A 23,782-nucleotide genomic window follows, 5' to 3' on the forward strand; every position below is an offset into this window, starting at 1 on the left:
CCACAACGGTATGCTAAGAACAAAAATGCCGTTCACTCTTAAGTGAACGGCATTACCAACGTATGGGGCTTTTTGCGTTTTATTGTAAAGGCAACTATTCGTTATTCTTCGGTGAACTCTAATCGCTCTCGCTGCTCACCGCTTCTTGTTCACTGCCAGCAAGAGCTTGCTGTTCGGCGGTAATATCAGATTCTTTGAACACAATGAACGCGCGGCGGTTTAATGCATCGGCTTTTTCAGAGCGTTCATTAATCGCAGGCTGCAACTTACCAAATGACTTCACTTCCCAGATGAACTGCTTAGGGTCGAGTTTGGTTTTGAGGTATTCAACCACCGTTTCTGCGCGGCGCTCTGCCAGCTTTTCATTGTAAGAAAGTGAACCCGCTTGGTCGGTGTGCCCTGCCACCATTATGCTACCTTGCAGGCCGCTCAACTTAGTTGTGAAGTCATCTAACTGAGTTAGGTCTTCTTGCTTGAGTACTGACTTATCGAAATCGAAGTGCGGCGTCATTGCCATATAAACTTTACGTTCTGGTTTTGGCGGCTCACAGAAAGGCATCTCTTCGTACTTCTGAGCTTCTTCAAACACGATAAATGCACGGCGGTTCTCCGCTCGGTCTTTATCTGTCTTACCAAACAGAAGAGGTTGAGTCTCACCAAGATGTTTCACTTCCCAGTCATATTGCGTTGGGTCTAGTTGCCCTTTCAAATAATCTGCGACCGATTTAGCACGGCGCTGTGAAAGGCGCTCATTATATTCGAGAGAACCCTTGAAATCAGTATGGCCGACAATCGTGATGCGCCCTTCGAGGCCTCTGATCTCTTTAACAAAGGTATCTAAGTTGATCTTGTCGAGGTCGCGTAATTGATATTTATCAAACGCAAAATGCTCTGCGATGGCGATGTGCACCTCACGCTCTGGCGCCAAACACTCGCTTATTAAAAACTTAGACACATCGATGCCAGCAAACTTGTCTCGGTTCTCCTGACTCACATAGGTGTCGGTTGCACAGCCGGAAAGCAGCAAAGTACTCATCACTGCGCTTATTAGGAAAATAATTGTTTTCATCTTACTCTTAACTGTCACTTTGAATTCTCAACTCTTAACTTTCGACCCACTTGGGCAGGCTTAGATCTTACCGACTAAGTTAATGAACACACCAGATGCGTCGTAGTCATCATCATTGGTTAAGTCACTATCAAACGCAGAGAAGTTATAACCAATCCCCATTTTGAAGTTCTCGCCGATGTGCTTGTTCACCGAAACTAATGCACCGTGTTCTAGCTCATCGTTGAGAGTGTCTGTTTTCCAGTGGTATTCACCCGTCACATCCCACTCTTTCATCACGCGGTAAGAAGCGCTTAATCCGTATAGGTCGATATCGCTTTTGACCAACTCATTCGAACCAGACGCTCGTTCAAAAGCTTGCTGTTTGTCTTTATGGGCGTACTTAGTACCGACGTCCCAGTGTTGGTCGATTGAATAGATCGCTTCAACTTCAATGATCTGGCTGGTTTCATCTTGATAATCCACATCGCGATCCAGTTGATCGAAATCTGCAATGTAGGTGTAGCGGCTCAGTAAGTTGAGTCGATCGTTGTAGATCGGACGATACGCTAGTCCACCGGTCGCTTCAGTGAATTGCGCCATGGTTTCGCCCGTTGTTTCACTTTCGGTGATGGAGTAGTTGTACTTGCCGAACAATGTGTACTCTTCCGTTAAGTGATGCGTGTAACGGTTGGTCGTCACGATTTGTTGCAGCTCTCGCTGAGCGATGTCAGGGTCGTCTTCACTCTTATCCACTCGATATTCAAATTTGTGGCTTAGGGTGATGTCATCTAGGTCAATTGAAGCATTGAAGCTGATGGACTCACGCTCTGTGGTGATGCTCTGGTCATCTTCAATTTCCCCAAGCTGATAACCGATCCCCATCTCGACATCTTCCGTCACATCGTAGCCAAAGCCGTACGAGTCGATACGGCCATGACCATCGTTTTCATCAACAAACTGGTTCTCTTGGTAGAAATCGACACTGCTAGTCAGGTCTGCACGCTGACCAACAATCACGTTGTTTTGGCCTTCGTAGTTATCATCTACATAAGTTACGTAGGTTGAGTGGTCATCGGATACATCGTAAGTCACAGTCGCTTCTGCTACTTGGCCTCGGTCGCCATCGGTGTATTCGCCACCAAGAGACAAGTCTTCCAACACTTGGAATTCAGCACCAATCGACGCGCTGTCGTTTTCATCATAGTCATCCGACTGGTCGACGGTCTTTTGCCCTTTGACGTAAACGCTGTTCTCACTGTCCCACATGTATTCCAAACGCACACCCGCTAAGGTGGCATCACTGTGCTCGTCGTTTTGGTTAAGCTCTTCAGTTTGTTGCCCTGCCGCCGAAACCTTAATGTGCTCGGTGATTTTAACTTGAGTCTCAATCTCAATCGTTTCAGTATCTGTTTCTAGATTACCATCGACATCGCGCTCTTCATTGGTCGAGAAGCGAGAGAGAACCGCCAAGCGATCGGTAGCTTGCAAACGAAGTTCAGCACCGTATGCCTCTTGCTCTAAATCATCGCTGCTGCTTGCGTAGCTGTATCCCGCGTCTTTGTCTCGATACCAAAGTTTCAGGTCATTACCAACAGCACCAAAAATGGTTGGAGCAAGATCGTAAAGGCTGGTGACAGCTGTGATTTGGACACTGTCGCCCTCGCGGTCTTCCAATGTGTCGCCAATTGGCGTAAAGGTTAAGCCGCCATCAACAGAGACAAAATTCGACTCGGTTTGCCTGCCTTCACTGTGTGCAAACTCAGCCTTAATGTAGGTACCTTCTGTTGCACGCAACGTTAAGTCCGTACCGTAAGACTCGTAGTCTTGGTTGTCCTTTTCTTGAGTTGCATACGTCACGCCAACACCAACGTAATCGTTGATCCAACCTTTAGCACGACCACCGTAAGACATCGCGTCTAATGAATCTGAACCTTGTGGAACATACTCATAGTCGACAACCAGAAAGTTTTCGTAGTCGTCTCCGTTTTCAATCACGCTGCCAAAGCTGTCGGATAGGATGTTGTCCAGTGGCTTGGTCAAAATAATTCGACCTTGGTACGGGTCAAAGTCATAGTCGACGCCCGGCTCAAGTGGAATTTCATTCTGCACTAGGCCAGATTCATCTTTTACTTTTACGTAAACTTTGTCACTTCCCGGTACCGCTTCACCATGACGAAGGAAGTACAGAGAGCCGCCTGTACCCAAGAACTCATCGTGTGCATACAAGGAATCAGCTTCTGCGGTAAAACCGACCACGTTCAAACGATCTTCACCGTATTGTGTAGTATCGCGAGTACGATAATCAGCTTTGAAACCATAGAGGCTGCGGTTGTAATCGTTGTTTTCGGTGCCTGTTAAACCCGTGTTGTAGTTACCCCACAAGTATTGAGACTTATCGTATTCAACATTGAGGTAAACCTTGCCCTTGGTGTTGACCACTTTTTCGATATTTGAGCTATCGCCATAGTTGCCGTAATAAAGCTCATCGTCGTCTTCGAGGATATCGAACACATCCGAATCGTCGGAGGCGAACGGATGTTTGAACATGTCTTTGATTTCACTTTCTCGCGTATCAAAGTGAGTCGTTACACGAAGTTTGTCGCCAAATTTACCCTGACCAAAGTACGCTAAGCGACCTTGGTTGTAGATGTCATCTTGGTACTGGTCATCGACACTTAATGCATCGCTATTACCAGACACATTATTCTTACCAACATAAAGATCAGCCAAGCCAGTTTGTGCGTAGTACGTATCTGGAATACGAACGTAAAGCTTGTAACGACGTTCATCACCGTTATCAAACACAACCTTGGTTGGGAAAATGTAAGAATCTGTTGGTAAGTACTGCTCTGCGTATAAGTTGCCATCTTCGACATCAAATTCATCTTCACCGATGATGACTTTATCAACGCCTTTCAAACCGGTGCCAATGAACTTGGCTAAGCCCGCATTGGTCGGGATGTTGTGACGCATCAGCTTTGCCTGTCCGTAACTTTTACCTTTGCTCTCTTCATCGTCGTTATCGTTTCGGTCGATATCGACTTCAGAGTCCGGCTTAACTAAGTCAGTCACACCAACGGTGGTCACATCCATGTTGCCATCTTTGTCCCACGCTTTTAGGCGGAACATCAGCTGCTCACCGACCTCAAACTGATAATCAACATCAGTTTGACCATCCCAATTGATGTCAGAGTCGTTCGCCAGTTTATCGCCACCAAGTACAGCGATGGGTTCAGACAAACCAAAGTCACCCACACGGTACACTTCCAATTGGTACTTTTTGATGTAGTAACCGTAGTTGGTGGTAATGGTGAAACCGACGCTGTCACGCAGTGTGCCTTGTTCGACTTCTAATTCATCGCTGACACTGACATCTAATACTGGGTCAAAGCGAGTGATGTCACGGCTTGCCCAAATAGCGCCTTGTTCTAGGTAAATACGCGAACTGTCTTGGTCTTGGTTCGGCTTAGTGATTTCAATGCCAGTCGTCTCAGAACCGAGTTTTTCAAGCTTACCTGTGTCTTTCGCTACCGCCATCACAGGAATGGCCGTTAACACACACGTCGCTAAACGAGACTTACTAAATACTTTCATACAATTTCCAGTTACGGTTCCAATGGCTTACTTCTGTTCACTTTGTTGGTCTTTGCGATGAACGCTAAAGTTGAACTTGGTGAGCTTGTTCGGGGTAATTCGCAACACTTTTGGGTTTTCGCTCACCACTTCCATGGAGGTGGAGAGCGAATCAGTGTCCAACTTCACGAGGAAGTTCTTACCTTTCTTATTGAGTACCCATTGGTCGGGCACGTGGTAACGACCGTACTGGTCTGTGTAAATAACGATTCCCTCAACCGTCATCAACTTAACGCCCGGAATACCATCTTCGTAAATACCTTTGTTCTCGATAACGATTTCCCACAGGTAATCCTCGCCATCGCGATACAGGTTTCTGGTTACGTTGAGGTTTTCCGCGCTCAGTCCCTTTTTCTTGTCCGATTCATGCTTAAACTGAATCTGACCTTGTGCGTCGAACTCGATACGAGAGCCCGCATCGGTTGTGACGTAGAAATCAAAGCTTTGCTGTGTGCGAGTTTTAAATTGAATCACCACTTTGCTGGTTTCTGGCAGTGTTCGGTTCACTGAATGTCCCCAAAGGTCACCAAGCTCCAAACCTTGTTCAAGTGCAGTGGTTATCGCACCATCTTGAATAGCAACGTCTTGACCATCACGAATGATGTGCGTCGAATCAGCGATGTAGCCTTGTGTTGCTAAGTTCGCAGTTAGCTCAACATCAAACGCGGTTGCATCAGCTTGGAATCCATCTTTGTTATGATCTTCAAAAACTTTACCGATGATCGATGAGGTATCGAACACCTTGTCCGGCTCAATGGTCACTTTGGCGGTGTCTTCATTAGAAACAGCCGAGCCATCAACCTTCGCTACTGCGGTGTTGATGTAATCACCAAAAGTGGCACCTACCGAGACACGCAATAAGTAACGAATACGCAGCTTCTCGCCCGGATCAAAGTTCAACGATGTGAACATTAACTTGCCCGTATCTGATGGATCTTGAGAGATAACCTGATCGTCTTCCGTACCGAACTCACCATCAATGCCGCTTAGCACAACTTCTGATGTATCCACGATGTATTTCAGACCACCTGGGTAACGGTCTTCCACAGTCACGTTCTTAAAGTAAGATTCATTGTTGTTCTCAACGATGATCTCGTACTCAACCGCATCACCCACTTGCGCGGTATCTTGCAACGCAGACTTGGTCAGCTCCAACTCTCCAGAATTATCAGGAATCTTCTTGATATGAGTAGTTACACTGTCGCTGGTTTCGGTACCGTCAGATTCGGTCGCCGTAAAGGTATTGGTAATGTCGTCATCCAAGCCCTTACCTAGCGTACCCACGACCTCAAACGCGTAAGCATTTCGTTTGTTGGATTTCAGGTTAACGGTAGTGTCTAAGTCTTTATTCGACGGGAAAGAATGACGCTGAATAACCGCGCCCGAGTCGTCGACTTCCACACCTTCAATTGTCCAATCGATAAAGACTTTATTACCTGTGCTGTTTTGTAGTCCACTGATCTCATCGGTTAGACGAACATTAGCCGCGTTACCTTGACCGTTGTTGGTCACGGCTAAGTAATAAGTGACACTGTCGTCATCTTCGGTGTATTCAGGCTTATCAGAACGTTTTTCAACAACCAGATCAGCACCCACTGGCGGCAAATCCAAAGCAGATACTTGATCTGCCACTGCCTGCATCGAGGTTTCAGAGGCCAACATGCCTTTAGAACGAGCGCGCATCGCTGGGCTACCAGTTAAGTCGAGGTAGTATCCAAGCACATCGATATTAGTCAGCATGTCTTCGTTGACCGTCAATGTGAACGTGTAATCAATCTTGCCGCCCGGCGATATGTCGACCAAGGTGAACAGGTCTTTGTCGTCATCAAAGGTGCCAGGTTGAGTTTCAGCCCCTTCTGATGTTGCCGTTAGTGTCCATTCATCAAACGCATTACTAAAATTACCATCAATATGATCACCCATGGATTCAGAGAACTGGGTGTAAAGCGCGACATCTTTGGCTATACCTCGGCCTATGTTTTGCACCACTAAGTGATACTCAACCTGCTCTCCCGGCACGTAATACGGGGCATCGGTAAACAGCTCAGCTTGAACCACAGCCGCAACTGTTTGAACTGGAGGACTGATAACATCGCCGCCATCTACTTGCGCAGTATTAATGATGTGTCCGGTCGCGGTATCGACTACGGTGCCTTTTGAGCGGAACACAACTGTGCCGTGCGGTGCAATATCCACACTGTACTCAATCGGGCTAATTTGCTCCGTCGTCGTTCCTACCGTGGTTGACTCAACAACCAAAGAAGTGGTTCCAGCAACAAAAGCAGGCCCAGTGGTACCATCGTAATAGCCCACCTCTATCGTGCTCATGTCATCGACAACACTTAAATCGCTGATGTAGTTGTTAGAGGTGTTTTCAATGGTAATCAAGAATTCCAGCTCACCACCCGGCTCATACTCGGTTTGTACGTTAGTTTTCGTCGCAACAAACTCAGAGTCTTTCGGTGTCATGACTACCGTTGAGTCTTGTGGTGTTCCGTTATAAGTGATGGTTGCCGTGTTACTGATATCGCCAATCGCCGTCGTACGAATCAACGCCTTAACATGGAATGTCACGGTACTTTGTGGCGCCACATCCATACTCACATCGATATCTTCACTCAAGTCGAACGTCTTGGGAGTGACAACAGAGCGATCATCCGAGGCGTCAAAGCTCACTTCCCATAGTAGGAATGCCGACTCTTGTTTATCCGCGGTCGTGTCGACTTGAATGTCACTGATGATGTCTTGAAGTTGAACACCAGATGCAAACGCATCAGAGCTGTTGGTTACGGTGATGTCGTAGTTAATCAGCTTGGTTACTTCATACGATGGCGTATCAACCGTCTTCTTGACCGAAACCGTCGCCAACACTGGTGTACTGGTAGCACTGTCATCAAATGTTGTGCCGTCAAAGGTCGCTGATGCGATGTTAGTAATATCGCCTGTCGCCAACGGATTAGTCGCAACTTGAATAGTGAAAACAATACTGTCTTGAGGCGCAATATCGAGCGTCTCATGAAGGTCTTCACCACGGGTTGCATCCGGTACTGGGGTTTCACCGGTTGTCGATACCGCCGATATTTGGATTGAAGCAGGGTCAAAAGCTTGTTCAGTCGTACCACCTGCAATCGTGGTTTCAACCGACTTCAGCGCATCTTCAATAGCAACATCTTCAGCCCAACCTAAGCCGTTATTCTTAACGGTCACGGTGTACTGAAGTGTTTCTCCCGGAAGGTACTCTGCTTTATCTACATCTTTAGTGATCTCAACTTGCGCATCTTCTGGAATGTAGGTCGCGTATGCAGAGTGCTCACCGTCGTCGCTATCAACTTTAACGACGTTAGTGATCTCGCCTTTGGCCTTATCATTAACAGTGTTGGTCACGACAAATGAATAACTGTCACCCGGGTGAATGCTGTAAGTCGCACTATAACCCTGTGCGTTATTAACCACATCTTTGCGAGCGTTCAGGGCTGGATCGCCACTGCCATCAAGCTGTTCGTCGCTAATGATCCAATTACCTGTCAACGCTTGCTCTTGATCTGGGCTGTTAGCCACCTCTGTCATGATGGTATCGATGCGATCCGTCAGGACTTGATCGACAAGGTAACCTTCACCTGTGTTAGCCACGGTGATCTTGTATGAGATAGGTTGACCCGGTTGATACTTAGCATCAGGTTCTGCAATTGGCGTCGTTTCTTTGGTTAGAACCAATTGACCCGACTTCGGAGTGATAAAGCCTTCTCGTAAGCGAGCAATCTTTGAATCGTCCAAACCATGTCGTAGATAAGCCGTATTAGTAAAGCGCCCAATCGCGTCATCTCGTACCTTGCCTTGGACGTGAATACGGACAACTGTGTACTTATCACCGCCACCCGTACCGGCATCGTCACGCCCTGCCATCTTGATCGATTCAACAGGTAAATCGATGTCTGGACTGTTTTGACCAACTAGCTTATCTAACTCTGAGAAATCATTAGCGTCAGGGTCTGACGGCGCCGAGTTATAAAGCACATCGTAATCAACCGTCCATTCTGTCAATGCCGTTTTCATTGAGCCGTCGACGGTTTCGACTTCAAAGCCGCTGATGATGTCACGAATCGAAAACAGGCCAGAATCCACATCGTCATTGGTGATGTCGATGTAGTAATTCACTGTTCCACCCGGCACGTACTCAGGCGTATCCGTCCATTTATCAATCAGGATATTCGAGCGGCCCGGATCAAGTACGATGTCGTTGGTGTTATCACCGTTCACTTGCGCCGTGTTGGTAATAGTGCCTGTCGCTGAAGTCGACACGGTGCCTTTCACGTCAAACACAATACGCTCACCAGGACGAAGATCGACAGTTGCATTCAATGGTACGCTACCGTTGTAGTTACCTTGCACGTCATAAGTGCCAACAGGTTCAACCGCAATAGCCGTTGTCCAGCTAGAGAACGCATCATCGCCATCTTCGGTTTTAATGGTGTGAATCGCATCAATAACGCTCACGTCATTTGCGATGCTATCGCCTGTGTTATCTAACGTAACTTGATACTCAACATCACCACGTGGTGCGTAAGTACAACCGCTGCCATCGTTTGAAGGAACAGAACACCCTGCCGATTCACCATCGGTATACACCAAGGTTTTGAAATAGTCGAGCTCAGCTTCTTGAGGTGGGATAGTTTCTGACGTCGCAGACTCATTTTCTGCCGTCACTCGGTTGGCTTCGATAGTTCCCAAAGCGTCATCACGGATAACACCCGTTAAGTTAAACGTCAGTATTTCACCTGCGGCAATATCGGTTTCAATATTCAGGTTATTGTTTGGGTTATAGCTAGGAACATAGGTATCGACGTTGGCATCAATACCATTACTGATTTCGTGAATGATATCGCCCGAAACAAAGGCAGACTCCATTGTTCCGCCAATAACCTCAACTTGGATATCCTTTACCGTGTCTTTGATTTGAATATCATTCGCCCAACCGTTTTCAGTGTTAGTGACCACAAATTCATACTCAACTTCGTCACCCGGCAGATAGGTATCCCCATCATTGAACGGGTTGCCGTTAATCGACACCACGCGTTTCTCAACACTGATATTATTTCCTAGTGGCATTAAATTCGCTGTTCGAGCACTACCGTCGTACGTCGCTTTATTTTGAATATCGCCCAACGCATCCTCACGAATCTCAGCATGGATGGTGAACGTTAGGCTTTCTTGAGGCGCGATAACAATGTCGTTATCAATATTGACGTTATTACCAGAAACGAAGTCAACCGCGTCTGTAATCGAACCTACCGCTGCCGTTTTTTCTAGCTGCACTTCCCAACCAGATAAAAATGGCTGGCCGACAGGGTCAGTGCCAGACGTCGAGGCATCTTCTGCAATGCGAGTCTGAATTGCAGAAATAGTATCTTCAAGGCGAGAACCATACTCAATACCATTACCCGTGTTCTTAATTTGAACTCGGTAGTAAACCTCACTTTCACCAGCGACTTGAGAATACTCAGTCTTTGCCGAGGAGAGGCCTGCGTCATAAAATGCTTTCTTAGAGAACGAAATTTCAGGCTCAGCCATCTTTGCAGGTGGAGATACGGCAATTAGTTCATTTCCGTCATCTTCATCGATGTACGCTCGGTTAGTGAAAGAACCTACTGCTTTCGGACTGATTTTGGCCTTGATGACGTAACGCACAAACGATGACAATACTACACCGCCAAAGTTGTCTGCCGATATATCAAAGTGCGTATCAATCGGTTGATTGTCTTTAATCGAGTTATCTACATCAGGATCTGAAATCCCCGATCCATCAGCGAAAGTTTCAATCGTCCAACTATCAAACGCCGAACCGCGAGTTCCATCGTAGTATTGAGTCGTTATCTGGTCGATATCATCACGCAGGCTAATGTCATCAACGTGCGCCGATGCGATGTTCTCGATTAGGATTTCATACTCGATGTAGCCGCCAGGCATGTAATTGGTAGCACCAACCAACTCATTACCATCCGTGTCGTAGTAAGCCAGAATGTTTTTTTCGTAATCAATTTTGCGACCAGTTTGCGAAATATTATGAGATATCGTGTCGCCATCGACGGTTAGAACGTTAACAACATCGCCATTGGCTTTGTCATTGATGGTCGCGACAACTTGGTACTCAAGCTTAGCGCCCATCGGAATATCGGCTTCAACATTTAGGTTACTGTTGGTTGATGTGTAAACATTGCCAGCACCTGCGCCCGCATCCACATACTCAGAATCAGTTCCAGTTGCGATCGATGTGATGGTCCAATCTGAATACGCTGGTCCTGTATTACCATCCAATAAGCTGACCGTAATATCTTCGAGGTTATCGACGATTGGAATATCGTGAGCGTTACCTTTGCCGTCATTCTCAATCACTAAGTGATAGGTCACGGTTTGAGCGGGCTCGTACACCGCTTCATCAGTCGTTTTATCAAAATCTAAATGGTAGCCATCGGGAATCACGACGGTATCTCGATAATGAATATCACCGACCGCATCCGGTCTTACGGTACCTGTTACTGTGTAAGTCACGTCTTCGCCAGCATCGATATCAATCGAGGTTACGATGTCAGTGTCGTTCGCAACATCACCGTCTTTGGTACCATCTGTTGTACCCGCGTTCGCAGGATCGCTCTTAGCAACCGCCACCGTAAACTTGTTTGAACCTACCGAATCATCGAAAAATGGATTACCTGAATTGCCATCTTGTAGCTCCACTGATATGTCATTAATCAGTTCGTTAACGTCTACGTTGTTTCGATAACCATGTCCATCTTGAGAGTTGTACCTAATGGTATAAGTCAACTCATCTCCCGGAGAGTAGCGGTTAATGTTAGTAGTGCGAACAACGCCGCCGTTATTATGTACCTGATGGTTTTCAGCCACGGCACGTTTGGCATACTCACAATCGTCAGTACAACCGGCATTATCATCATGAATCAGCACGGCTTCGTTGCGGATTATGCCGCCGTCTCTGTCCGCTACACCGTTAGATACCGCATTGTCTTTGACATGCGCCTTAATACGCACCGTGACAAAGTCTTTGGCCGGAATTGAAACTGGGAACTCCACATCTTCAGTCGTTTGAGGGCCGAAACCAGAGCCAGTATCAACAGACCAATAGTCAAACGGGTTTTGATTAAGAACATCTTCTACTTCACCATCTTTATCATTCGCTAGCGTAGTAGTGATCTCACTCAGGCGATCCATGAAGATAAGATCGGTCTCATCAGTGTCACTGTTATTGCCAATAACGATGGTGTAGGTGAGATCTTCACCCGGCGTGTAGCGGACAACATCGGTCGTTTTGGCTAATGAAACATTGATGTCATAGGTACTGTGTGAGTTATCTATTTGTGCAGAAGAGCTGTGGTCACGGTCCGTGATAGGGTCGTAAACATCAACACGGTTGGATACTTGTTCTTCTTCATAGTCAGACTTAACAATGCCGCTCACCTCATAGTGAACCCACCCTCCGGGAGTGATGTCAACGTCGGTATCGATGTCAGTGTCGTTAGCAATGTCACCGTAACGAGAACCCGGTTTATCGGTGTTGGTCGAACCTACAATTGTCCAGCTATTAAAGAAGTTAAGCGCCGAAATACTATCTTGTACCGTTGCGTCATTTGCATAGCCAACACCGCGGTTATAGATGTAAATATCGAACGTAGCGCGCTCACCTACAACAAAGTCGGTATTTTGAGCTGTCTTAGCGACTACAAGATTAGGTTCACTAGGATAGGTGCGTACCGTATCCGATAGATTAGTATCTGGTCCCGTCACTGTTGCGGTATTGGTGAATGCTCCCCAAAGAATCTCACTGTCGACACTGCGATCGAGTGTCCCAACAATGGTATAAGTAATCGTCGCACCTGGCGGGATCTGAGCGGTGGCATCCAGATCATTGTTATCCGAGAACGATCCAGGGTCAGTCACGGCTTTCACCCACGGAGAGTCTGCCTCTCTTTCTGCACTGATCGTCCACGATGAGAACACGGGCTTGGTTTCACCCGGCTCGTGAAGGAGCTCAGCTTCTATGGTGCTGATTTCATCTTTGACATTGATGTTAGAGGCGAAACCGTTCCCTGCTGGGTTGGTAATGCTGATCGTATAAGTGACAGTATTGGTGGTGTCGGTATACGCGTTTTGTTCGTTATGACCATCAACACGCTTATCCAATACTAAGTAGTAATCTCGTGGGTATGAGCCTCTGTCGGAATAAAGCACGCTGTCGACCGTCACTTCATTACGGATTTCATCATCGGCAATGGGGTTTACGATCGCTGCAATGCTATAAACGATCTTATCGTGTGGGGCCAACTTAGCCTTCTCGTCCAGGATAAGTTTATTGCTTTGATTACCTTCAATTTGACCAGTAAAGCCGGGATCACTGTTTGTCGAAATTGAGCCGTCAGAGGCATAGGATTTCGCAGTAATAACCCAGCTCAAATACGCTTTAGTCGGTGTATCATTAATAGACTGAGTCATGACAGAGACTAAATCATCATAAACCGGTACATCAATCGCGTAGCCGTCACCGTTATTCTCTACCGTGATGTCGTAGTTCAGAGTACCGCCAGCTGAGTAGTAACGAGAATCCACTTCCTTTTGGACTTTTAATTTCGAGTTTGGCATTTGAACGCCAGAGCCCGACTCGCCTAAGTTATCCCCTAAACACAAGCCCGCATCGGTACCATCATCAACAATCTGACCCACACTGGTGTCTGCCACTTTTGCGGTCAGCTTATAATGAACGTAGCCTTCAGGTGCGAGGTCGACTTTCAAATTGATGTCGTTTGTTGTCCAAGTATTGTAATTAAATGAACCATAGTTCGATCCGTCACCACTTCTATCAGTGACTTCAAGCTTCCACTCGGAAAATGCTGAAGCATTAGAGCCATCCGCTTGCTCTGTCACGATACAAGCAAATTTATCGACAACTTCGATATCGTTGGCGAAGAACTCTGTGTCCTTGTTAGAAATAACAATGTCATAGACCACTTCGTTATCACCGACTATCCCCGGAACATAAGTCGTATCTGTGGTGTTCTTATTACGTGTAATTTGACTTGATGACGTCGTCAGAACGTCTTTCGAATCGAGAATATTGGCCAAAGCATCGCCAGAATCTGCGTGGCCATCAGCATCAACCACTCGGGCTGCAACTTGGGGAATTTGACCAATAGACACAGGGCTAACGTCCACCACAACGGAATAAACAATCTGCTCACCGGGATAGATAGACACTTTGTCTTCTAGTGACTTGTTGGACTCCTTTCCAGATGCATTGAGTTCAGAAAGGCTATTAGAACCGATCGAGGTCACTTCATTGGTCCAAAAATCGTAAGGGTTACCAACCGTGTCAGTTGCGTTCTTTTCGTTGCTGACATCGTTGCCTAGATCGGTTTCAAGATCCGCAAGAAACTGCTGAACCGAATAATGGTATGCGATACCAGTGTTTGCTTGGTTAGCAACCGTGACCGTATAGGAAAACTCATCGTCGACTAGGTAGTTATCCGATTGGTTCAAGGTATGTGTCAGGGTGATACTAGGCTCAGTGGGTGGAGTGATAACCTCATCAACTGTGACCAAGTCATCGCGTGTTTCAGCGGTTATACCGTCATTAACAATGTCGCCGACTAAATTGTCGGCAACGGTCGCTTGAATTTCGTAAGTCACAGAACCGCCTATATCAATCGACGCAGCACTTACTGATAAGTCCCCTGATTCGGCGAAGGTGCCTGGATCGCTTTTGCTGCCTTCAACCTTGCTTACTGAGTTAACGTTGTCAGTAAAGGCTTGTTGCAAAGCCCCTTCAATATTGAGTGCCTTTATGTCTGAAATGACATCTTGAACGTCGATCGTCTGAATAAACGTATCGCCAGTGTTCGAAACCTTAATCTTGTAGGTGAGTTTGTTATTGAGTTGATAGTTCGTCTTATCGACTGAAACAACAACATCATGTTGGTACACACCACGCTGAATGGATTCTGTATTTGATTCAACAGCATCCAATAGTCCAGTGCTCGCACTTGCGACGTTATCAATCGTACCGGCTGCGTCAGCAGAAACGGTGGCGACCATGGTGTAGGTCACCGACCCACCAGCCGCAATACGCACACCTGATGCATCTAAGTTTCCGAAGCGACTGTAATCACCTGGAGATGACAGGAAGGAGGATTGCGCTTGAGTCGAGACTTGCGAGAACGCGCTGACATTATTCCCTTGGTCATCTGTCGTTAAGATATTTAACAGCTCATCCTTAACGTCCAACTCAGCAATAGCTTTATCCGACTCATTCGTTAAAACAAGCGTATAAGCCACCTCTTGGTCGTTGTCATAAGACGCACTGTCAACAGACAGATCCATAACAAGACCCGTTGTGTCCGCATAGGAGGCAAATGGAATCAATAAAATAGATAAGAAAAAGGCAAGGTTGTATCTGAACATTAACGCGCACTTCACATTAGATTGACAAGTGTCTAGGCAAAAAGCCATAGATTTGACGTCACTAATTTGGCACTTAGCCTATTAGGGACATGCGCAACATACAGTTCAAATAATCCGAACAATTAACATCTGTAAAAAACAAATTACTGAAGATGTTAAATAGAGAATCTGATGTCTAAATTAGAATCAAGACATTGAGTTAATTATCAGAAGGTTAATGTTTTAATGAGTGAGTTTTCACAGTTGTTACGTAACTTCAGAAAGGAACTTCAATTTACACAAACAGAGTTTGCAACCTACTTAAATCAGCTGGACGACGAGTTTAATGCGGTTGACGTCGTAACGATAAATCGTTGGGAAAACAGTAAGGTAAAGCCTAGTACATACAAAGCACTCAAGATCTTACAGTACCTTGGCGGAGATTTGTTTGAGACAATAAAGAGCTTTAAATCCGAACAAAAAGACACACTAATCGAACTGTTTTTAAACGAATCCTATGGCTCATTTCAAAGTAGAATTTCAGCTCTATCAGGCCTGAATCAACAACAAGGCAAACGCAACTTTAAGTCACGGCCTTTAATGTCAGAGCCGTGTGACACTGGCGTTATCGACAGAATCAAACTACTTTCTAAATTCACAAAAGTCGATATTTCGCCACTGGACCAAATTGATTTATATCTCTACTACTGTGAGAAAAAAGCACATGGTCACAAGCTGATCAATGTAGATGGTGACATTGTGAGTCACAACGTAGGCTTTTTCTTTGAAGACCATCAATTTGAAACATTAAAAACTCAAGAGCTAGATCTAAGAATGGCCTGCTCTTTAAATTCAAGCAAAAGCATAAATTATTTTAATATAAGCTCACACTCAGAGACAAAAGATCATGTTATTGAGCATATAGTTTCAGATATACAGTTACTTTCTCAGAACAAAAACATTAAAAAATATTCTGTTTTAGTAAAAGACCCCAACATGATGAAACTCTTGAAGGGCGTGGGGTTTGAAGTATTTAAATTTTCAGAACCTTCTGCTAAAAAATGTAATATTACATTCAAAAATAAATATTATAGCTACTGTATATTAACGATTGATAAAATAGACTATCTGACGAATCGGAACGTAATGTCACTAATCAAAGATGAATATTCTGCCATGATGAAATTTCCGCAATTACTGCGCGAAGCGCGCAAGAAATTGAAGTTAACGCAAAAGGATTTTGCGGCATACATTAATCACTTAGATGATGAATTCAGCTCTGTAGATGTCGTAACGATAAATCGATGGGAAAATAGCAAAGTAAAGCCAAGTAATTACAAAGCCCTAAAGCTATTGGACTCCCTTGGTCTGGACTTGTATACAACGTTGAAATCCTTTGATTCAGAAGATAACGAAGACAGTGCACTACTTGAAGACTTCCTTCGTGAGAGGTTCTTTTCGTTTCAAAGCCGAATATCATCTATCACTAAAGGGGAGATAGAAGAAGGCTGCGACTGTCAGATCATGCCACTAATGACAGATCAGAATGACAAAGCAGTAATAGATAGAATAAAGCTGATTTCACAATATACAAAGATGGATCCTTCAGCCCTTGATACCATAGATCTGTTTCTCTATTGCAGTGAAAAAAAGGCGCATGGCAGAAAAATGGTCGATGTTAAGGGCGATATTGTTAGCCATAGCCTAGGTTTTTTCTTCAACGAAGAGGTGTTCGAGCAATACCAAAATAAGCATCTACATATTAAGCAAGCTTGCTCTTTAGATTCTAACCAGAACTTAAATTACATTGTGGTTAGCGGTCACTCTGAGAAGCGCGAACAATCTATTGCGAACCTGATTTCCGATATGAAGCTTCTTGCAAGCAATACTAAGATCAAGAAATTCTCTATGATGATCAAAAACCCAAATGCATTGGAGCTGATGAAAAACCTTGGATTTGAAATATGGAAGTTTTCAGAACCAACAGAACAAAAGTCGAACATCACCTTCAAAAACAAAAACTACCGCTATTGCGTACTGACTATCGACAAGATCGAATTACTGAGTAATAAACATGTTATTTCTTTTATTAGTAAATATGGTTAAGCACCGGATTTTACCAACGATAGAAAGCTTATACTAAATTCTGCTTAAGCTTTTCTTCCAACGCTTGGATACACAGCTTGATGGCGATAGGCGTATTTGAAGCAAATGGGTTTAGCGCATAAACCGTGTTGGTGGGTAATTCAAAGCTTGGCAGCACGTCGACAACATCACCAAATAACTGAGGAATGCAGAAATCTGGAATCACACCGATACCAACACCTGATTTAATCAGTGCAAGGCAACTGTGGAACGAATTGGTGACGCAACTAGCTTGCTGTTGGTAGACAAAGTCCTGCTCAGTTTGAGAACTAAAATGATGAGTCACCTGCTTTCCCTGCCAAGAGTTTGCAATGTAAGGAATCGATTCAAGCTCACGTTCACGCATGCTTTCAACGCCACATAACACATCTTTAAACTCACCTAACCTCTTCTGCTTTAAGTTACTGTCACGAGAACTGCCCACTCGTACCGCGAGATCAATATCGTGCTCCATGAAGTCTAAATGCTGATCGTCGCTTATCAGTTCTGGCTTTAACTTCGGATATTGTTTCATCAGTTCGGCAATAACAGGCGCTACCAATAAATCCATCAAGGCATTCGGAGCTGTGATACGAATCCGGCCTTGTGGCTCTTCTAGCTCGGCTTTTACCATATCCCAAGCCGATTCAGCGATCACATTGATGTCTTTGCAACTCAAATAAAAGCGCTCACCCATGCTTGTCAAAGTTTGTCTTCGTGTTGTGCGTTTAAGGAGAGAGGCGCCTAACTCTTGTTCTAGAATTTTGAGATGTTGACTGACGACAGATTTAGACAACTCTAACTTTTCAGCCGCAGCCGAGACTGAACCCTGCTCTACGATATGAGCGAAAATCGACATCTGCTTTAGCTTACTCATCTTATTGTTCTCTTTTTACAAACAGTATTTTCTATTATCTCTGTTTTTCAAGTTAATTACCAAAGCTAAACTGTATTCAACTTATCGAGATAACCCAATCAAAAACACAGTGTTTCAAAGAAGACTGTTATGGAGAAAACAATGTCAAACAATCAAGTATTAGAAGCGTGTAAGCAAGGCATTAACGCATGGCAAAAAGCATTCAACAACCAAGACGCGAAAGGTTGTGCAGACCAATATACAGAGAACTGCGTAATGGAAGCTCGTCCATTTGGTACTTTTGAAGGTCGTGAAGCGATTCAAGCATTCTGGCAAGGTATCATAGACCAAGGCTTCAAAGACGTTGATTACACTGACGTGAAATGGGAAGAGCACCCAGACGGCGGTTACATTCTTACCGCGAGTTGGACAATGAACAAAGCGTTTGGCGTTGTACATCATGAACACTGGGCACTTGAAGCCGATGGCTGCGCTCGCTTAGTCAGCGACAACTTCGAAGTTCAAGGCGAACGCTAGAGCTGTAATTAACAGCTAGAAGCTCAAAAATAGAAACAGAAAACAAAAAGCCAGCAATCCAAATGGACTGCTGGCTTTATAATGTTCACTCTTGTCGCCCTTTCACTTGGTTTGAAGGTGATTGAGTGACTCTACACAATCACTCAACACGCTCATCATTTCAAATCAAAGTGTCTGGTAAGACAGAACAAATACAAGTCAAAGTTACAGTGCTGCTTTCTTCGCTTCTGTAATCCAACCATCGAACGTGCTTTGGTTCGCTTTGATCCAACCGTTTACGTGCGCTTCGATATCCGCAGAGCTGTTCTTACCTTTACTCATCATCATGTTCTGAGCACTTACATCATTGATGTTAAGTTTGATGATTTCGAAAAGCTTCGCTGCTGATGGGTTGTTCTTCGCAAACTCTTTATTAGCGATGATGCGCATTGAGTTCATTTCGAAGCCGTAGTTTTTACCGTTAGATAACGTCGTATCCACGTTCGAACGTTCGCCAGGAAGTGCTGAGAAAGGTACTTCTAACCAAACCACATCTTCGTTAGGCACCAGTACGCCACTTACCCAGTAAGGTGTCCATGTGTAGTAAAGGATTGATTCACCCTTTTGGTAACGAGAAATCGTGTCTGCGATGATTGCAGCGTAGTTACCTTGGTTGTGAGTCACCGTATCGTCCAGTTTGAACGCTGAAAGTTGATGTTCAATCACCATCTCACAACCCCAACCTGGGTTACAGCCTGTTAGATCTGCTTTACCATCACCGTCCGCATCAAACAGCTTCGCGATTTTTGGATCGGTTAATTGACCAATGTTAGTGATGTTGTACTTTTCAGCCGTTTTCTTATCAATTAGGTAACCTTGAGCAGCGCCGCTTACATATTGGCCTTCACGGTAGAATTTCTCATCACCACCAGCCATTGTGTATTTGTCAGCATGAAGCGGGAACCAACCTACTGTTAGGAACGTTGCATCACCCTTTGCAATTGAAGTGTAACCTACGTTGTAATCCACTTCTTGAGTTGATTTCACGTCATAACCCAGTTCTTCTAGAGCACGGTTAACGATCAATGTTTGGAACGTCTCTTCCGCTACAGACGATTGAACAGGCTGAACTGATACGCCCTCACCCGGTAGGCTTGCTGCCCACACGTTAGTCGATACCGCTAATGTAGAAACGATGCTTACTGCGAGTTTACTCTTCCATGAATTATTCATTAGTGTTTTTCCTTAATTGAAGTTCTGATTTGTTACCGCGATTAAGTACATTCAGTACAAGGGAAACAGGTCCCATGCGATACCAGCGTAATTTTGTATTACCAGCGTTGACACCCAGTACTTGGGTGATGCGGTCTAATAAAATGGCTAAGATAACGATACCTAAGCCACCAACAGCGGCCAGTCCCATATCTAAACGGCCAATACCTCTCAGTACCATTTGACCTAAACCGCCTACCGCAATCATTGATGCGATAACCACCATAGATAGCGACAACATCAGTGTTTGGTTCACGCCCGCCATGATAGTTGGCAATGCAAGTGGCAGTTGAATTCGGTAAAGCATCTGCTTTTTGCTTGCACCGAATGAGTGACCCGCTTCGATCAATTCTTCCGGTACTTGCTGAATACCCAAGATGGTCAAACGCACAACAGGAGGAAGTGCGAATATGATGGTCACTACTACACCCGGAACGTTACCGATACCAAACAACATTACGATCGGTACTAAATAAACGAAGGCTGGTGTGGTTTGCATAGCATCCAAAATTGGGCGCACGAATTTGGCTGCCGTGTTACTTCGGGCGAGCCATATACCCATGGGTAAGCCAATCAATAGACAAAAGAATACGGATGTCATGACCAGTGACAGTGTGGTCATTGCTTCAGACCAAGCACCAATCAGGCCAATGAAAGTCAAAGATACGGCCGTTGCAACGCCAAGCTTCAAGTTTGAAAACTGCCATGCGACTAAAAACAGAATGATCAACATGAATGGGGCTGGCGTAGACACCAACGACGTTTCAAATGAACTTAGAATAAAATCGATAGGCACACGGATCGCTTGAAATAATGGGCGTCCGTGCTCAACTAACCAATTCAGTCCAGACTCTACCCAAGTGTCGACAGGCAAAACTGCCTCTGCAAAAGGGTTCAGTGGATCAAAAGGTGTCGCTTCAACTGTTTCGCTGCTTAACCAATCTGCTGATGGTGAGGTATCAGCTGCTTGACCCCAAGGATCACTTGCAGGTTGAGCTGCAGGAGCCGATTGAGACCATGGGGCATTATTTGTTTGTTCAGACGACATGATCTACCCCTTATCCAATGTTTGTAACAGTCGTGACTTAGTTACCACGCCAAAGTAATTACCTTGCTCATCCACAACAGGCACTGAGTAAGGCACACCACCAACTAGGCCAAGCACATCATTGATTGGTAAATCAGGGTTCAGCGTTAATCCATCATCGAGCTGCGCGCTGACGAGTGATTTGTTCTCTTTGTGAGCTTTACGAAGCGAGTCAATAGAGACAATGCCGGAGTAACGGCTGCTCTTCTCAACTACGATGCCGTATTCGCGGTCGTTATCCATTAAAATTTGCAGAGCGGACGCCGGGCCATCGTGTTCTGATTTTTTAAATACCGCGGCTGGCTTCTTACGCGCAATGTCTTTCACAGTAAGCACGCTTGCCACGTTCACACCGCGGAAGAAAGCTTCGACATAATCGTTGGCTGGGTTATTAAGAATATCGTCTGGAGTACCTACTTGAACCACTTCGCCATTTTGCATAATCGCAATTCGGTCACCGATACGCATCGCTTCATCCAAATCATGCGAGATAAAAACAATGGTTCGTTTATCGTCATTTTGAAGGCGAATAAGCTCATCTTGCATTTCTGTACGAATCAAAGGATCGAGCGCCGAGAACGCTTCATCCATCAACAAGATATCTGGGTCACATGCTAGTGCACGAGCCAAACCAACACGCTGCTTCATACCACCAGATAGTTCATCTGGGTAAGATTCTGAATATGCGCCAAGGCCAACACGTTCAAGTGCTTCAAGTGCTGACTGCTTTCGTTGCTCAACTTCAACACCCGCAAGCTCTAGACCAAATGCGGCATTCTCGATGACCGTCATATGCGGCATCAAAGCGAAATTTTGGAAAACCATCGAGATGTTGTTGCGGCGAACTTCGCGGAGTTCATCTTCTGAGATGTGGGCAATGTCTTTGCCTCGAAGAAGCACATTGCCTTTGGTTGGTTCGATCAAGCGGTTAAGAAGGCGTACTAGGGTTGATTTGCCAGATCCTGACAGTCCCATTATGACGAAAATCTCGCCTTCTTGGATACTAAGAGAAACATCGTTAACGCCGATCGTTAGCCCTGTTTCTTCGAAAACTTTATCTTTATTTGCGCCTTCATTAATCATTGTAAAAGCACGGTCGGTGTCTTCACCAAACACCTTGTACAGTCCCTTAACTTCCAGTATGGGATCCATGTAATCTAATCCTTTCTCAGTTATTTAAACTTAAATTGGTTATTTAAACCCGAAAAACAATTAGCACTCTAAGTAATTGACACGTGTAAATCAAGGTTCTTCGCTCGGTAAAACAAGGCAACAGACTGAAACCAGACCAGCAACAACAAGACCAAAAAATAAGCAAAAACAAAGCAAGCTACTGATAATAAAAGGGATAAATTAGATAAGCGTACGGCCAATATTATGTATTACGTAGTCGTAGATTATTGAATATTAATTTTACATTAGAGTAATTAATAGGCTGAATGAACCAACAAAAGCCATAATTAGTTCGTGCACAAACAATTCGAATACGAACTATTTATTAAGCTTTCATGATGTTTCCGAGGCGAAAGTTCGCTCGATAAAAAATATAAGATCAACTCTCAATCTCTACCTAAAAACCAAAGGTCAACCGGCTAAAGTCAGCGAGTTGAAATCAACCTTTTCAACCAAGAATTTTAATACGTCACACCAACTGTGATACTTGCTGCAAACTGTCAATTGGTGATTATCTAAGCTGAACTTCAACTTGTAGAGTGCTCATTGCTGAGCCATTCTTTATAAAAGAAATAAGCATTTTCCCGTGACGAAATAGAGAAAAAGACAAGGAATTCGAATGATAAAAATGTTGGTGTGTGACTTTGACGGTACGCTTGATGGAGGCTCATCTCACGGTGTTAACCAGCTATTTGATTACCTCACAGAACAACCTGATATTCGCTTTATCATCGCGACAGGAAGAACATTACCTTCGATTCGAATGGGTTTAGAATCGGATAACTACCCGAAGCCACACAGTATTATTAGCGATGTGGGCACCAAAATTCATCATGTTCATTCCCAAAAACCAGACCATGTTTGGCATAACCAACTGGAAGCTTCTTGGAACAAATCAAGGGTAGAGACGGCTCTCGCCCCCCTTGATTTTATGGGTGAGCGGATAGAGAACCATCAAGGCGATTACAAGATCACTTTTGAAGGAAAGCTTTCAGAGCCTCAACACGAACTGATTGAATCTAGTTTGGAGATCCACGGATTAGATGTTCACCTTACTTACTCTCATGATTGGTACTTAGATATCACACCAAAAGGCGTTAACAAGGCGACTGCGATTCACCACCTACTCGAACAACACGATTTGAGCGTTGCAGAAGTGTGCGTCGCAGGTGACTCAGCTAACGACACCTCAATGCTCACCATTGAAGGCGTAAACTCGATACTGGTTGCTAACCATTACCCAGAGGTTGCTCACCTATCGGATAGAGACAACGTATACACGAGTAGAGCAACACATGCTGAGGGTGTCTTAGAAGGCCTTAAATACTGGCAAGGACGTGCAGCAGCGGGTAATTAGAAATAAGGACTGCTCCCTACTTGCTATCCTTATTTCCAACCGGGAAGCCAATGATCCTTGTCGGTGAGATCCCGCCAGTTGATGTCTTCCTCACGTTTGGTCATCACCGCTTCTATTAAACAACGAATGACCTCCCCTTCTTCAAACTCGACCTCTGTGACCATGAAGTGTTTTTCTTTCTTTATTGGGCTAACGGCCGTCCATTTACTGCGAAGTAGTTTCTTTGGATTGATTCGATTCATGAGCTTATTTCTCGCTTAGATGTCATTG

Annotated in this window: 11 protein-coding genes; 3 read left to right on the forward strand and 8 right to left on the reverse strand. The window is 44.9% G+C overall.

Going from position 1 to position 23,782, the window contains the following annotated elements:
• Nucleotides 1-118 precede the first annotated feature (118 nt).
• From AB6E78_RS00925 to AB6E78_RS00935, 3 genes are read right to left on the reverse strand one after another with little or no spacing between them, the layout of a single operon-like run.
• A complete protein-coding gene (locus AB6E78_RS00925) occupies nucleotides 119-1,069 on the reverse strand; it encodes an OmpA family protein (RefSeq protein WP_372132441.1) in 951 nt (316 codons plus the stop codon).
• A gap of 60 nt (nucleotides 1,070-1,129) precedes the next feature.
• Entirely contained in the window at nucleotides 1,130-4,645 is a 3,516-nt protein-coding gene (locus tag AB6E78_RS00930; protein WP_372132438.1) for a hypothetical protein, read from the reverse strand.
• A gap of 27 nt (nucleotides 4,646-4,672) precedes the next feature.
• Nucleotides 4,673-15,067, reverse strand: coding sequence for a hypothetical protein (locus AB6E78_RS00935; RefSeq protein WP_372132444.1), 10,395 nt, complete (start codon nucleotides 15,065-15,067; stop codon nucleotides 4,673-4,675).
• 306 nt (nucleotides 15,068-15,373) lie between these two features.
• Here AB6E78_RS00935 and AB6E78_RS00940 point away from each other — a divergent pair, with 306 nt between their 5' ends.
• On the forward strand, nucleotides 15,374-17,233 hold the full coding sequence (locus AB6E78_RS00940; RefSeq protein WP_372132435.1) for a helix-turn-helix domain-containing protein: 1,860 nt from the start codon (nucleotides 15,374-15,376) through the stop codon (nucleotides 17,231-17,233).
• Between the two features lie 28 nt (nucleotides 17,234-17,261).
• Here AB6E78_RS00940 and AB6E78_RS00945 read toward each other — a convergent pair whose 3' ends face one another.
• Nucleotides 17,262-18,128, reverse strand: coding sequence for a LysR family transcriptional regulator (locus AB6E78_RS00945; RefSeq protein ID WP_017060339.1), 867 nt, complete (start codon nucleotides 18,126-18,128; stop codon nucleotides 17,262-17,264).
• 141 nt (nucleotides 18,129-18,269) lie between these two features.
• On the opposite strand from AB6E78_RS00945, the gene AB6E78_RS00950 reads away from it, so the two are divergent.
• Nucleotides 18,270-18,644 carry a nuclear transport factor 2 family protein gene (locus AB6E78_RS00950; protein WP_136979689.1) on the forward strand — a complete coding sequence of 125 codons (375 nt, stop codon included), beginning with the start codon at nucleotides 18,270-18,272 and terminating at the stop codon, nucleotides 18,642-18,644.
• A gap of 204 nt (nucleotides 18,645-18,848) precedes the next feature.
• On the opposite strand, the gene proX is transcribed toward AB6E78_RS00950, so the two are convergent.
• Genes proX through proV form a run of 3 tightly spaced genes read right to left on the reverse strand, consistent with a single transcriptional unit; the run spans nucleotide 18,849 to nucleotide 22,134 of the window.
• Complete coding sequence (gene proX / locus AB6E78_RS00955) at nucleotides 18,849-19,856, reverse strand: glycine betaine/L-proline ABC transporter substrate-binding protein ProX (protein ID WP_017065372.1); 1,008 nt, start codon at nucleotides 19,854-19,856, stop codon at nucleotides 18,849-18,851.
• A complete protein-coding gene (proW, locus tag AB6E78_RS00960; protein ID WP_372132431.1) occupies nucleotides 19,849-20,943 on the reverse strand; it encodes a glycine betaine/L-proline ABC transporter permease ProW in 1,095 nt (364 codons plus the stop codon). The genes proX and proW overlap by 8 nt, the downstream gene beginning before the upstream one ends.
• 3 nt (nucleotides 20,944-20,946) lie before the next feature.
• Entirely contained in the window at nucleotides 20,947-22,134 is a 1,188-nt protein-coding gene (proV, locus tag AB6E78_RS00965) for a glycine betaine/L-proline ABC transporter ATP-binding protein ProV (protein WP_048614446.1), read from the reverse strand.
• Between the two features lie 640 nt (nucleotides 22,135-22,774).
• Here proV and AB6E78_RS00970 point away from each other — a divergent pair.
• Complete coding sequence (locus AB6E78_RS00970; protein ID WP_102321519.1) at nucleotides 22,775-23,512, forward strand: HAD-IIB family hydrolase; 738 nt, start codon at nucleotides 22,775-22,777, stop codon at nucleotides 23,510-23,512.
• A 29-nt stretch (nucleotides 23,513-23,541) separates the two neighbouring features.
• Here AB6E78_RS00970 and AB6E78_RS00975 read toward each other — a convergent pair whose 3' ends face one another.
• Entirely contained in the window at nucleotides 23,542-23,754 is a 213-nt protein-coding gene (locus AB6E78_RS00975) for a TIGR02450 family Trp-rich protein (protein WP_017071930.1), read from the reverse strand.
• Nucleotides 23,755-23,782: the final 28 nt, after the last annotated feature.

It is taken from the genome of Vibrio sp. 10N.247.310.98 (genome assembly GCF_041467395.1).
Taxonomy (GTDB): Bacteria; Pseudomonadota; Gammaproteobacteria; order Enterobacterales; family Vibrionaceae; genus Vibrio; species Vibrio crassostreae_C.